General features: G+C 60.5%; 13 protein-coding genes. 9 read left to right on the top strand and 4 right to left on the bottom strand.

Translation table 11 applies throughout. The features are described from left to right. Positions 1-55: 55 nt before the first annotated feature. Positions 56-652, top strand: coding sequence for a nucleoid occlusion factor SlmA (gene slmA, locus ACJ8QF_RS23305; protein WP_004931203.1), 597 nt, complete (start codon positions 56-58; stop codon positions 650-652). Positions 653-683: 31 nt separating this feature from the next. Here slmA and pyrE read toward each other — a convergent pair whose 3' ends face one another. Further along, on the bottom strand, positions 684-1,325 hold the full coding sequence (pyrE, locus tag ACJ8QF_RS23300; protein ID WP_004931204.1) for an orotate phosphoribosyltransferase: 642 nt from the start codon (positions 1,323-1,325) through the stop codon (positions 684-686). Positions 1,326-1,421: 96 nt separating this feature from the next. Continuing rightward, positions 1,422-2,138, bottom strand: coding sequence for a ribonuclease PH (rph, locus tag ACJ8QF_RS23295; protein ID WP_025160305.1), 717 nt, complete (start codon positions 2,136-2,138; stop codon positions 1,422-1,424). A gap of 126 nt (positions 2,139-2,264) precedes the next feature. On the opposite strand from rph, the gene ACJ8QF_RS23290 reads away from it, so the two are divergent. Next, positions 2,265-3,128, top strand: coding sequence for a YicC/YloC family endoribonuclease (locus ACJ8QF_RS23290; RefSeq protein ID WP_015379441.1), 864 nt, complete (start codon positions 2,265-2,267; stop codon positions 3,126-3,128). A 55-nt stretch (positions 3,129-3,183) separates the two neighbouring features. Here the strand turns inward: ACJ8QF_RS23290 and ACJ8QF_RS23285 are convergent, their stop codons facing one another. After that, entirely contained in the window at positions 3,184-3,573 is a 390-nt protein-coding gene (locus ACJ8QF_RS23285; protein WP_325962843.1) for a hypothetical protein, read from the bottom strand. Between the two features lie 371 nt (positions 3,574-3,944). Here ACJ8QF_RS23285 and ACJ8QF_RS23280 point away from each other — a divergent pair, with 371 nt between their 5' ends. Next, entirely contained in the window at positions 3,945-5,129 is a 1,185-nt protein-coding gene (locus tag ACJ8QF_RS23280; RefSeq protein WP_004931212.1) for a NupC/NupG family nucleoside CNT transporter, read from the top strand. A gap of 34 nt (positions 5,130-5,163) precedes the next feature. Here the strand turns inward: ACJ8QF_RS23280 and ACJ8QF_RS23275 are convergent, their stop codons facing one another. After that, positions 5,164-5,601 (bottom strand): DUF3574 domain-containing protein, encoded by a 438-nt coding sequence (locus tag ACJ8QF_RS23275; protein WP_004931215.1) that lies wholly within the window; start codon positions 5,599-5,601, stop codon positions 5,164-5,166. Between the two features lie 253 nt (positions 5,602-5,854). Between ACJ8QF_RS23275 and ACJ8QF_RS23270 the strand changes: the two genes are divergently transcribed. The 6 genes from ACJ8QF_RS23270 (at position 5,855) to recG (ending at position 12,545) form a co-directional block, all read left to right on the top strand. After that, entirely contained in the window at positions 5,855-6,472 is a 618-nt protein-coding gene (locus ACJ8QF_RS23270; protein ID WP_025304704.1) for a trimeric intracellular cation channel family protein, read from the top strand. 210 nt (positions 6,473-6,682) lie between these two features. Continuing rightward, positions 6,683-7,306 (top strand): guanylate kinase, encoded by a 624-nt coding sequence (gmk, locus tag ACJ8QF_RS23265; RefSeq protein ID WP_004931218.1) that lies wholly within the window; start codon positions 6,683-6,685, stop codon positions 7,304-7,306. Positions 7,307-7,360: 54 nt separating this feature from the next. Then, positions 7,361-7,636 (top strand): DNA-directed RNA polymerase subunit omega, encoded by a 276-nt coding sequence (gene rpoZ, locus ACJ8QF_RS23260; protein WP_004931221.1) that lies wholly within the window; start codon positions 7,361-7,363, stop codon positions 7,634-7,636. Positions 7,637-7,654: 18 nt separating this feature from the next. Further along, complete coding sequence (gene spoT, locus ACJ8QF_RS23255) at positions 7,655-9,766, top strand: bifunctional GTP diphosphokinase/guanosine-3',5'-bis pyrophosphate 3'-pyrophosphohydrolase (protein WP_004931224.1); 2,112 nt, start codon at positions 7,655-7,657, stop codon at positions 9,764-9,766. Between the two features lie 5 nt (positions 9,767-9,771). Then, positions 9,772-10,467, top strand: coding sequence for a tRNA (guanosine(18)-2'-O)-methyltransferase TrmH (gene trmH, locus ACJ8QF_RS23250; RefSeq protein ID WP_041037384.1), 696 nt, complete (start codon positions 9,772-9,774; stop codon positions 10,465-10,467). Then, positions 10,464-12,545 (top strand): ATP-dependent DNA helicase RecG, encoded by a 2,082-nt coding sequence (gene recG, locus ACJ8QF_RS23245; protein WP_015379447.1) that lies wholly within the window; start codon positions 10,464-10,466, stop codon positions 12,543-12,545. Before trmH ends, recG begins: the two co-directional genes overlap by 4 nt. The last annotated feature ends 4 nt before the right edge of the window (positions 12,546-12,549 follow it).

The raw sequence follows: 12,549 nt of genomic DNA, 5'->3' as shown, positions 1-12,549 counted from the left end.
AGCGGCCGGTGCGCGGGTTTCCGTCAGTTAAGTTTTAGCAAGGGTCTAATCAGACATGGCAGAAAAAGAAAAGACGAAAAGGAATCGGCGCGAGGAAATATTGCAGGCGTTAGCCCAGATGCTGGAATCCAGCGACGGCAGCCAACGCATCACCACCGCCAAGCTCGCCGCGAACGTGGGTGTTTCTGAAGCTGCGCTGTACCGGCATTTCCCCAGCAAGACACGGATGTTCGACAGTCTGATCGAGTTTATCGAAGACAGCCTGATCACCCGCATCAACCTGATCTTGCAGGACGAGAAAGAGACGTTTAATCGTCTGCGCCTGATTTTGCTGCTGATTCTGGGCTTTGCGGAGCGCAACCCAGGGCTGACGCGCATCATGACCGGCCACGCGCTGATGTTTGAACAGGATCGCCTGCAGGGCCGCATCAACCAGCTGTTCGAGCGCATCGAGGCGCAGCTGCGTCAGGTGCTGAAAGAGCGCAAATTGCGCGAAGGCAAAGGCTTTATCGTCGATGAAACGCTGCTGGCCAGCCAACTGCTGGCCTTCTGCGAAGGCATGTTGTCGCGCTATGTGCGTTCGGAATTCCGCTATCGCCCCACGCAGGAATTCGACGCCCGCTGGCCGCTATTAGCGGCACAGCTGCAATAACGAAAACGCCGGGCATGCCCGGCGTTGTTATTTACACTCCATACTGCTCGCGGTAAGCGCGCACCGCCGCCAGGTGGTCCGCCATCTCCGGTTTCTCTTCCAGGTAGGCAATCAGGTCTTTCAGCGTCACGATCGAAATCACCTTGCAGTGATAGTCGCGTTCCACTTCCTGGATGGCGGAGATATCCGCGCGGCCGCGTTCCTGGCGGTCGAGAGAGATCAGCACACCCGCCAACGAAGCGCCGCTGGCGCCGATGATTTCCATCGACTCACGGATCGCGGTGCCGGCGGTGATCACATCGTCCACCAGCATCACGCGGCCCTGCAGCGGGCTGCCCACCAGCGAACCGCCCTCGCCGTGGGTTTTGGCTTCCTTGCGGTTAAAGCAGTAAGGCACGTCGCGCTCATGGTGTTCCGCCAGCGCCACCGCCGTGGTGGTGGCGATAGGAATGCCTTTATAGGCCGGGCCAAACAGCAGGTCGAAATCGATGCCGGAATCCATCAGGGCTTCGGCGTAGAAGCGCCCCAACAGCGCAAGATCGCGCCCGGTATTAAACAGGCCGGCGTTGAAGAAATACGGGCTGGTGCGGCCGGATTTCAGGGTGAACTCGCCGAACTTCAATACCTGCTTGTTAAGCGCGAACTCGATAAACTGGCGCTGATAGGCTTTCATTACTGCTTCTCCTCGTCTGAATCTGCTTGGGTCTTGTCATTACTACCGCCCGATCGCCGGGCATAAAAAAGGCGACTTCTCAGTCGCCTTGAAAAATCAGTCCGCCAGCGCCGCTTTCTGCGCCTGGAAGATGGTTTCGATGCCCCCTCGGGCCAGCGCCAATAGCGCCAACAGCTCATCGTGGCTGAACGGCTCGCCTTCGGCGGTGCCCTGCACTTCAATCATGCGGCCGTCTTCCATCATCACCACGTTCATGTCGGTTTCCGCCGCGGAATCTTCCACATACTCCAGATCGCACAGCGCTTCGCCATTGACGATGCCGACGGAAACCGCCGCCACCATCCCCTTCATCGGGTTGGCTTTCAGCTTGCCGTTAGCCACCAGGGTGTTCAGCGCATCGGCCAGCGCCACGCAGGCGCCGGAGATGGAGGCAGTGCGGGTACCGCCGTCGGCCTGCAGTACGTCGCAGTCGAGAGTGATGGTGAATTCACCGAGCTTTTTCAGATCCACCGCGGCGCGCAGCGAGCGGGCGATCAGACGCTGGATTTCCAGCGTGCGGCCACCCTGTTTGCCTTTGGCGGCTTCACGGGCGTTGCGGCTGTGGGTGGAGCGCGGCAGCATGCCGTACTCGGCGGTGATCCAACCTTGCCCCTGGCCTTTCAGGAAGCGCGGAACGCCCTCTTCTACCGTGGCGGTGCACAAGACTTTGGTATCGCCAAACTCAACCAGCACTGAACCTTCAGCGTGTTTGGTATAGTGACGAGTCAGTGTCAGGGGGCGAACTTGCTGTGGTGCTCTGCCTGCAGGACGCATGGGCTCTCTCCGGCTTCAAATCAACTATTGGCTGCGCATTATACGGGCTTCGTGACGTAATGCCTATCCTGCCCGCAGCCGCGACGCTATAATCGCCCCATCTTTTCCTATTACGGGTACGCATCAATGATCCGCAGCATGACCGCCTACGCCCGGCGTGAAATCAAGGGTGAATGGGGCAGCGCAGCCTGGGAGCTGCGTTCCGTTAACCAGCGCTACTTAGAAACCTACATCCGCCTGCCGGAACAATTCCGCAGCCTGGAGCCGGTGATCCGTGAACGTATCCGTGGCCGCCTGACCCGCGGCAAAGTCGAATGCAACCTGCGTTTCGAACTGGATCCAAGCGCGCAAAGCTCGCTGATCCTGAACGAAAAACTGGCCAAACAGCTGGTCGAAGCCGCCAACTGGGTGAAAATGCAGAGCGACGAAGGGGAAATCAACCCGATCGACGTGCTGCGCTGGCCGGGCGTAATGTCCGCGCAGGAGCAGGATCTGGACGCCATCAGCGCCGAGCTGATGCAGGCGCTGGACGGCGCGCTGGATGACTTTATCGTCGCACGCGAAAGCGAAGGCGCCGCGCTGAAAACGCTGATCGAACAGCGCCTCGACGGCGTCAGCGCCGAAGTGGTCAAAGTGCGCGCCCAGATGCCGAACATCCTGCAATGGCAGCGCGAGCGTCTGGTCAGCAAGCTGGAAGAGGCGCAGGTGCAGCTGGAAAACACCCGCCTGGAGCAGGAGCTGGTGCTGATGGCGCAGCGCATCGACGTCGCCGAAGAGCTGGACCGCCTGGAAGCGCACGTGAAAGAGACGCACAACATCCTGAAGAAGAAAGAAGCCGTCGGCCGCCGCCTCGACTTTATGATGCAGGAGTTCAACCGCGAATCGAACACCCTGGCCTCCAAGTCGATCAATGCCGACGTCACCGCCTCCGCCATCGAGCTGAAGGTGCTGATCGAACAGATGCGCGAGCAGATCCAGAACATCGAGTGATCCCGCTCTGCACGCCATCAAGCCCGCGCCACGCGGGCTTTTTTATGGTTGCAGATCAGCGATAGGCGGCCGCCTGCTCCTCACCGATCAACCCCATTTTCTGCAGCTGCACCGCAATGCTCCAGGTTGAGCGCTCGAACTCATCGCTCAGCACTTCCAGCGTCGCCCCGGCCGCATGGCTCTCGCGCAGCCGCAGCTTTTCCTCTTCCGGCCAGGGGAAGTAGGCATTGGCCGGCCGCCCCTCGGCCAGATTCTTCTGCCGCTTTTCTTCCGGCGTCAGCCTCGTTTTTTTCTGCAGTTCGGCTTCACCGTCGAACTCATTGGCCAACGCGAACAGCAGCCGGATAGCCTCCGGCGCGCAGGCTGCCGAAGCCGGTTTCAACAGCTCGCCGGTGTCGGGATTAACGCCGTTGGCCAGCGCCCTGAGCAACATGCCGGTATTCATCGTTCGCCTCCTGGTTTGAGAAAATGCGCGCCAGTCGCGGCGCCTTGCCCAAACATGTTTCTCCGCCTTAGCCGAGAAAACCACATTTTGCGCCGGGAAAAATCGCCCATTGCGATCCAGATTCCAGGCGCCTGAACGTGCGGGACGGTGGTTGCATCAGGCTGCGAGCCGGCAGGCATCATGGAAGACGGCTCACTAAGGCACTTCGGGGGCTTATGAAAAACTGCCGAGCAGCGCGTGTGGATGACATTCGGCAAGATATCCCGCACGCCATAAGTATTTTGTTCTAATTATCACGCAAGGTAATGAAAGGACGGCGATGCTGTGGCTAAATGTGTTTTTTTCCTGCCCGTGAACCGTACGGACCGTTTATGCCACAAATTCTGCAATTTATTATGGCCCTGGTGGTGATCATCGCCCTGGCGCTGCTGGTCAGCAATAATCGCAAGAAAATCCGCCTGCGCTATATCATCCAGCTGTTGGTGATCGAAGGCGCGCTGGCCTACTTCTTCCTGCACTCCGCCAGCGGGCTCAGCGTGATCAAACACGTCGCCGGCTTCTTCGACACCCTGCTCGCCTACGCCGCCCAAGGATCGGAGTTCGTATTCGGCGGCATGAGCAAGGATGGCCTGGCGTTTATCTTCCTCGGCGTTTTGTGTCCTATCATCTTTATTTCCGCCCTGATCGGCATTTTGCAGCATTTCCGCATTCTGCCGCTGATCATCCGCCTGGTGGGCACCCTGCTGTCCAAGGTCAACGGCATGGGCAAGCTGGAATCGTTCAACGCCGTCAGCACGCTGGTGCTGGGGCAGTCAGAGAACTTCATCGCCTACAAGGGCATCATCGGCGACATCTCGCCGCGCCGCATGTACACCATGGCCGCAACCGCCATGTCGACGGTATCGCTCTCCATCGTCGGCGCCTACATGTCGATGATCGACGCGCAGTACGTGGTGGCGGCGTTGATCCTTAATATGTTCAGCACCTTCATCATCCTGTCGATCATCAACCCGTATCAGGTCGAAGACGAGCCGGAGCTGAAGCTGAACAAGCTGCACGAAGATCAGAGCTTCTTCGAAATGCTGGGCGAGTACATTCTGGCCGGCTTCAAGATTGCGATGATCATCGCGGCGATGCTGATCGGCTTTATCGCGCTGATCTCCGCCGTCAACGCGCTGTTCTCGGCGGTGCTCGGCATCAGCTTCCAGCAGATCCTCGGCTACGTGTTCTATCCGCTGGCCTGGCTGATCGGCATCCCGGCGGAAGAGGCCCTGAAGGCGGGCAGCATCATGGCGACCAAACTGGTGGCCAACGAATTCGTGGCGATGATTGAACTGAAGAAGATCGCGGCGGAGCTGTCGCCGCGCGGGCTGGGCATTCTGTCGGTGTTCCTGGTATCGTTCGCCAACTTCGCCTCCATCGGCATCGTCGCCGGCGCCATCAAAGGACTGAACGAGCAGCAAGGCAACGTGGTTTCCCGTTTTGGCCTGAAGCTGGTTTACGGCTCGACGCTGGTGAGCCTGCTGTCGGCGGCCATCGCCGGCCTGGTGCTGTAATCCCCACTCCCGGCCAGGCGGCCGGGAGTGCGTTTTAAAACGCCACGCACACCGGCGCATCCACCCGCATCACCGAATCCTGCGCAAACTGCTGCTTATAGCCGCTGCGCAGCGCCTCGATATTCGCCTCGCTCTCTTTGCCCGGCGCATGGATCAGCAGCAGCGCCTTGCTGTTCTCGCGCGCCAGTTTGCCGTCGTGGCCCAGCCACTGCCCTTTGGCATCAAACACCGTCAGCCCGTCTTTAAAACGTGGCGTCACCAGGCTGTCGACGAAGGTTTGCCACTCGGCGGCGGTGATCGCCGGCCCCGCCGGCCGGTTCAGGCCGAAGTAGAGCGTTGTCTGCACCAGCGGATCGCCGGTGCGGCAAGCCGGGGCGGGTGACGTTGTCTGGTGGCCTGGCGCCACGCAGCCGCTCAGCAGCAGGGCGGCAGCCATCACGGCGCAGACGGCCAGTTTCGGGGAGTTTTTCATCTGCAGTCTCGATTTTTCGGTTGAAGGATTCGCTGCAAAAATCATAGTCAGCGATGGAAATTAGCGCGAAATTTCTAATGCATTCATTAACAACAAGATGTTAAAAAAGGCTGGTTATCGGCAATAAAAATGGCGTTTGGATTAGCTATATTAATCCGAAATGCCATCAGTGAAAAAAACTCAGTGGCGCGCGTCCTCGGCGGCGATTACCCTGCCGGCCATCATTCTGACGCAAGTACGCTGTGAATCCCTTATGTTACTGAGCATCCTTTATATCATCGGCATCACCGCCGAAGCCATGACCGGCGCGCTGGCGGCCGGCCGCCGCCAAATGGACATGTTCGGCGTGATCATCATCGCCTCGGTCACCGCGATCGGCGGCGGGTCGGTGCGCGATATGTTGCTCGGGCATTTTCCATTGGGCTGGGTCAAACACCCGGAATACATCGTCATCGTCGCAATAGCGGCAATCGTCACCACCTGGGTGGCTCCTCTGATGCGCCATCTGCGCCGCCTGTTCCTGGTGCTCGACGCCGTCGGCCTGATTGTCTTCTCGATCATCGGCGCGCAGGTGGCGCTGGATATGGGGCACAGCGCCATTATCGCCGCCATCGCCGCGGTGATCACCGGCGTCTTCGGCGGGGTGCTGCGCGATATGTTCTGCAACCGTATCCCGCTGGTTTTCCAGAAAGAGATCTACGCCGGCATCTCCTTCAGCGCCGCCTGGCTGTATATCGGCCTGCAGCACCTCAGCCTGCCGCACAATCTGGTGGTGATCCTCACGCTGGTCGCCGGCCTGAGCGCGCGTCTGATCGCCCTGCGCTTCCGCCTCGGTCTGCCAGTGTTCAACTACCAACATCCGGATCACTGATCCCGGGGCGGCAGCGCGCCGCCGCTGGGCCAAAACTGCCAAAATATCGCTCTTCAGCGCGCATATTCGCGCATTCGACGCTTTTTCCGCGCAAAGCCACGGGCAAAATGCGAGCTAACGCTGCACCCGGCGCGTTAGCCGTGTATACTGTGCGGAGAAAATACACATCCGCTGTTTTTGGCATATCAACCGTTATCAACGAACATCATCATGGCTCAAGGCACGCTTTATATTGTCTCTGCTCCCAGTGGCGCAGGTAAATCAAGTCTGATTCAGGCTTTGTTAAAGACGCAACCGCTGTACGACACGCAGGTTTCGGTTTCGCACACCACGCGCGACAGCCGCCCGGGTGAAAATCACGGCGAGCATTATTTCTTCGTCTCGAAAGACGAATTCCGCCGGATGATCGAGCAGGATGCGTTTCTTGAGCATGCCGAAGTGTTCGGCAACTATTATGGCACCTCGCGCGCCGCCATCGAACAAGTGTTGGCGACCGGCGTAGACGTGTTTCTGGATATCGACTGGCAGGGCGCGCAGCAAATCCGCGCCAAAATGCCGCAGGCGCGCAGCATCTTCATTCTGCCGCCATCGAAGGAAGAACTGGGCCGCCGCCTGCGCGGGCGCGGGCAGGATTCCGAAGAGGTGATCGCCAAACGCATGGCCCAGGCCGTGGCGGAAATGACGCATTACGCGGAGTACGATTACCTGATCGTGAACGATGATTTCGATTTGGCGCTGTCCGATCTGAAGACCATCATTCGCGCCGAACGCCTGCGTTTGGGCCGCCAGTTGCTGCGGCATGACGCTTTAATCAGCAAACTATTGGCAGACTGAAGGCAGTTTCAGTATCATGCCCAGTCTTTTCGTCACCTGTGGAGTAGCACAAATATGGCACGCGTAACTGTTCAAGACGCTGTAGAGAAAATTGGTAACCGTTTTGACCTGGTGTTGGTCGCTGCTCGTCGGGCGCGTCAGATCCAGACCGGCGGCAAAGATGCACTGGTTCCGGAAGAGAACGACAAGTACACCGTTATCGCCCTGCGCGAAATCGAAGAAGGCCTGATCACCAGCCAGATCCTCGACGTGCGTGAGCGCCAGGAACAGCAAGAGCAGGAAGCCGCAGAGATTCAAGCGGTTACCGCGATTGCTGAAGGTCGTCGTTAATTAGACAGCGAGTCCGCCTTGTACCTGTTTGAAAGCCTGAATCTGCTGATTCAACGTTACCTGCCCGAGGAGCAGATTAAGCGCCTCAAACAGGCATACCTCGTCGCGCGCGACGCGCACGAGGGCCAGACACGCTCCAGCGGTGAGCCCTACATTACTCACCCGGTCGCCGTGGCCTGCATCCTGGCGGAAATGCGTCTCGACCACGAGACGCTGATGGCGGCGTTGCTGCACGACGTCATCGAAGACACCCCGGCCACCTATCAAGATATGGAACAGCTGTTCGGCAAGAGCGTCGCCGAACTGGTCGAGGGCGTCTCCAAGCTCGACAAGCTGAAGTTCCAGGACAAGAAAGAAGCGCAGGCGGAAAACTTCCGCAAGATGATCATGGCGATGGTGCAGGATATCCGCGTCGTGCTGATCAAGCTGGCCGATCGTACGCACAACATGCGCACCCTCGGTTCGCTGCGCCCCGACAAACGCCGGCGCATCGCGCGTGAAACCCTGGAAATCTACAGCCCCCTCGCCCACCGCCTGGGTATTCATCACCTGAAAACCGAGCTGGAAGAGCTGGGCTTCGAGGCGCTGTACCCAAACCGTTATCGCGTGATCAAGGAAGTGGTGAAAGCCGCGCGCGGCAACCGCAAAGAGATGATTCAAAAAATCCTCTCCGAGATCGAAGGGCGGCTGACCGAGGCCGGCATCGCCTGCCGCGTCAGCGGAAGGGAAAAACACCTTTACTCCATCTACCTCAAGATGCACCTGAAAGAACAGCGTTTCCATTCCATCATGGATATCTACGCGTTCCGGGTGATCGTCAAAGAGGTCGATACCTGCTACCGCGTGCTCGGCCAGGTGCACAGCCTGTATAAACCGCGCCCGGGGCGGGTGAAAGATTACATCGCCATTCCCAAGGCCAACGGCTATCAATCGCTGCATACCTCGCTGATCGGCCCGCACGGCGTGCCGGTCGAAGTGCAGATCCGCACCGAAGACATGGATCAGATGGCTGAGATGGGGGTGGCCGCGCACTGGGCTTACAAGGAAAGAGAACAGGGCGAAACCGGCACCACGGCGCAGATCCGCGCCCAGCGCTGGATGCAAAGCCTGCTGGAGCTGCAGCAAAGTGCCGGCAGTTCGTTTGAATTTATCGAGAGCGTCAAATCCGATCTGTTCCCGGATGAGATTTACGTTTTCACCCCGGAAGGCCGCATCGTCGAGCTGCCCGCCGGCGCCACGCCGGTCGACTTCGCCTATGCGGTGCATACCGATATCGGCCATGCCTGCGTCGGCGCGCGCGTCGATCGTCAGCCGTACCCGCTGTCGCAGTCGCTGACCAGCGGCCAGACCGTCGAGATCATCACCGCGCCGGGCGCGCGGCCCAACGCCGCCTGGTTGAACTTCGTGGTGAGCTCGAAAGCGCGCGCCAAGATTCGCCAGATGCTGAAGAACCTCAAGCGCGACGACTCCGTCGGCCTCGGCCGCCGTCTGCTCAACCATGCGCTGGGCGGCAGCCGCAAACTGGCCGAAATCCCGCAGGAAAATATTCAGCACGAGCTGGATCGCATGAAGCTGGCGACGCTGGACGATCTGCTGGCGGAAATCGGCCTCGGCAACGCCATGAGCGTGGTGGTGGCGAAGAACCTGCAGGGCGATCAGTCCAGCCTGGGCACCTCTTCCGGCGTGCGCAACCTGGCCATCAAGGGCGCCGACGGCGTATTGATCACCTTCGCCAAGTGCTGCCGTCCGATTCCGGGCGACCCGATTATCGCTCACGTCAGCCCGGGCAAAGGGCTGGTGATCCACCATGAATCCTGCCGCAATATTCGCGGCTATCAGAAAGAGCCTGAGAAGTTCATGGCGGTCGAGTGGGATAAAGAGACCGAGCAGGAGTTCATCGCCGAAATCAAGGTGGATATGTTTAACCACCAGGGCGCACTGGCCAACCTGACGGCGGCGATCAACGCGGCCGAGTCCAATATTCAGAGCCTGAACACCGAAGAGAAAGACGGTCGGGTTTATAGCGCCTTTATCCGCTTGACCACCCGCGATCGCATCCATTTGGCAAACATTATGCGTAAAATCCGTATCATGCCGGATGTGATCAAAGTTAACCGCAACCGAAACTAGCGCTTATGAGTCCTGAACGCTATGCGCGGATTTGTGAAATGCTCGCGACCCGGCAGCCGGATCTGACGGTCTGCCTGGAGCAGGTGCACAAGCCGCATAACGTCTCCGCCATTATCCGTACCGCCGACGCCGTCGGCGTGCATCAGGTCCACGCCGTGTGGCCCACCACCCGCATGCGCACCCTGGTCTCCTCCGCCGCCGGCAGCAACAGCTGGGTCAGCGTCAAAACCCATCGTTCCATCGGCGACGCGGTCGGTCACCTGAAAGCGCAGGGCATGCAAATTCTGGCTACCAACCTGTCTGCGCGCGCGGTCGATTTCCGCGAGGTGGACTACACCCGGCCAACCTGCGTGCTGCTCGGCCAGGAAAAAACCGGCATCACCGAAGAAGCGCTGGCGCTGGCCGATCAGGACATCGTCATTCCGATGATCGGCATGGTGCAATCGCTCAACGTCTCCGTGGCTTCGGCGCTGATCCTGTATGAGGCGCAGCGCCAGCGGCAGAACGCCGGCCTGTACCGTCGCGACAACAGCATGCTGGACGAAGAAGAGCAGCAGCGTCTGCTGTTCGAAGGCGGTTACCCGGTGCTGGCCAACGTGGCCAAGCGCAAAGGGCTGCCGCGCCCGCAGATCGATGAACAGGGCCAGGTGGTCGCCAGCGCCGAATGGTGGGCGGCCATGCAGGCGACGGTGCGCAAATGAAAGGCCGCCTGCTGGATGCTGTCCCACTCACCACGCTTTCCGGGGTTGGCGCCAGCCAGGCGGGCAAATTGGCCAAACTCGGCCTCGACACCATTCAGGATCTGCTGCTGCACCTGCCGCTGCGCTACGAAGATCGCACCCGCCTCTATCCGATCAACGATCTGCTGCCGGGCATCTACGCCACGGTAGAGGGGGAAGTGCTGCGCAGCGACATCAGTTTCGGCCGCCGCCGCATGCTGACCTGCCAGATCAGCGACGGCACCGGCATCCTCACCATGCGGTTCTTCAACTTCAACGCCGCAATGAAAAACAGCCTGGCCACCGGCCGCCGCGTGACCGCCTACGGCGAGATCAAACGCGGCAACCACGGCGCGGAGATCATCCATCCGGAATACCGCATTCAGGGCGAAGCCAGCGAGGTTGAGCTGCAGGAGTCGCTGACGCCGGTTTACCCCACCACCGAGGGGGTGCGGCAGGCCACGCTGCGCAAGCTGACCGACCAGGCGCTGGCGCTGCTGGATACCTGCGCCATCGCCGAACTGCTGCCGCCGGAGCTGAGCGGCGGCCTGATGAGCCTGCCGCAGGCGCTGCACACCCTGCATCGCCCGCCGCCGGACATCCAGCTGGCGGATCTGGAGCTGGGCAAACACCCGGCGCAAAAACGCCTGATCCTCGAAGAGCTGTTGGCGCATAACCTCAGCATGCTGGCGGTACGCGCCGGCGCCCAGAGTTATCAGGCGCAGCCGCTGCTGCCGGACGATCGGCTGAAAAACCGTTTTCTCGCCCAGCTGCCGTTCTCGCCGACCGGCGCGCAAACGCGCGTGGTGGCCGACATCGAAGCCGATATGCAAAAAGACTTCCCGATGATGCGGCTGGTGCAGGGCGACGTCGGCTCCGGCAAAACGCTGGTGGCGGCGCTGGCGGCGCTGCGCGCTATCGCGCACGGCAAACAGGTGGCGCTGATGGCGCCGACCGAGCTGCTGGCCGAGCAGCACGCCAACAATTTCCGCCAGTGGTTTGAACCGCTGGGGCTGGAGGTCGGCTGGCTGGCCGGCAAACAGAAAGGCAAGGCGCGCATCGCGCAGCAGGAAGCCATCGCCAGCGGCCAGGTGTCAATGGTGGTCGGCACCCACGCCATCTTCCAGGAACAGGTACAGTTCAACGGCCTGGCGCTGGTGATCATCGATGAGCAGCACCGCTTCGGGGTGCATCAGCGGCTGGCGCTGTGGGAGAAAGGCGAAGAACAAGGCTTCCACGCCCATCAGCTGATCATGACCGCCACGCCGATCCCGCGCACGCTGGCGATGACCGCCTATGCCGATCTCGACACCTCGGTCATCGACGAGCTGCCGCCGGGCCGCACGCCGGTGACCACCGTCGCCATTCCCGATACCCGCCGCGCCGACATCATTCAACGGGTGAAAAGCGCCTGCCTGGAAGAGGGGCGGCAGGCTTACTGGGTGTGTACGCTGATCGAGGAATCTGAGCTGCTGGAAGCGCAGGCGGCGGAAGCCACCTGGGAAGAATTGAAAGCCGCATTGCCGGAGCTGAAGGTGGCGCTGGTGCACGGCCGCATGAAAGCGCAGGAGAAGCAGGCGGTGATGCAGGCGTTTAAACAGGGCGAGCTGCAGCTGCTGGTCGCCACCACGGTGATCGAAGTCGGCGTCGACGTACCGAACGCCAGCCTGATGATCATCGAAAACCCGGAACGGCTGGGCCTGGCGCAGCTGCACCAGCTGCGCGGCCGCGTAGGGCGCGGCGCGGTGGCCTCACACTGTGTGCTGCTGTACAAAACGCCGCTGAGCAAAACCGCGCAAACGCGCCTGCAGGTGCTGCGCGACAGCAACGACGGCTTCGTCATCGCCCAGCGCGATCTGGAGATCCGCGGCCCGGGCGAGCTGCTCGGCACCCGCCAGACCGGCAGCGCCGAATTCAAAGTGGCGGACCTGCTGCGCGACCAGGCGATGATCCCCGAAGTGCAGCGCGTCGCTCGCCACCTCCACCAGCACTACCCGGAACACGCCCAGGCGCTGATTGAACGCTGGCTGCCGGAGAAGGCGCGCTACTCCAACGCATAAAAAA

It is taken from the genome of Serratia sp. CY81684 (assembly GCF_052166595.1).
Lineage (GTDB): Bacteria > Pseudomonadota > Gammaproteobacteria > Enterobacterales > Enterobacteriaceae > Serratia > Serratia nematodiphila.
The sequence above is the reverse complement of the archived record's forward strand: the minus strand, read 5'-3'. Positions and strand labels throughout refer to the sequence as shown.

Bases quoted from the DNA above. Each gene is read 5' to 3' on its own strand.
- slmA (WP_004931203.1), top strand. From the start codon at position 56: ATGGCAGAAAAAGAAAAGACGAAAAGGAATCGGCGCGAGGAAATATTG.
- pyrE (WP_004931204.1), bottom strand. From the start codon at position 1,325: ATGAAAGCCTATCAGCGCCAGTTTATCGAGTTCGCGCTTAACAAGCAG.
- rph (WP_025160305.1), bottom strand. From the start codon at position 2,138: ATGCGTCCTGCAGGCAGAGCACCACAGCAAGTTCGCCCCCTGACACTG.
- ACJ8QF_RS23290 (WP_015379441.1), top strand. From the start codon at position 2,265: ATGATCCGCAGCATGACCGCCTACGCCCGGCGTGAAATCAAGGGTGAA.
- ACJ8QF_RS23285 (WP_325962843.1), bottom strand. From the start codon at position 3,573: ATGAATACCGGCATGTTGCTCAGGGCGCTGGCCAACGGCGTTAATCCC.
- ACJ8QF_RS23280 (WP_004931212.1), top strand. From the start codon at position 3,945: ATGCCACAAATTCTGCAATTTATTATGGCCCTGGTGGTGATCATCGCC.
- ACJ8QF_RS23275 (WP_004931215.1), bottom strand. From the start codon at position 5,601: ATGAAAAACTCCCCGAAACTGGCCGTCTGCGCCGTGATGGCTGCCGCC.
- ACJ8QF_RS23270 (WP_025304704.1), top strand. From the start codon at position 5,855: ATGTTACTGAGCATCCTTTATATCATCGGCATCACCGCCGAAGCCATG.
- gmk (WP_004931218.1), top strand. From the start codon at position 6,683: ATGGCTCAAGGCACGCTTTATATTGTCTCTGCTCCCAGTGGCGCAGGT.
- rpoZ (WP_004931221.1), top strand. From the start codon at position 7,361: ATGGCACGCGTAACTGTTCAAGACGCTGTAGAGAAAATTGGTAACCGT.
- trmH (WP_041037384.1), top strand. From the start codon at position 9,772: ATGAGTCCTGAACGCTATGCGCGGATTTGTGAAATGCTCGCGACCCGG.
- recG (WP_015379447.1), top strand. From the start codon at position 10,464: ATGAAAGGCCGCCTGCTGGATGCTGTCCCACTCACCACGCTTTCCGGG.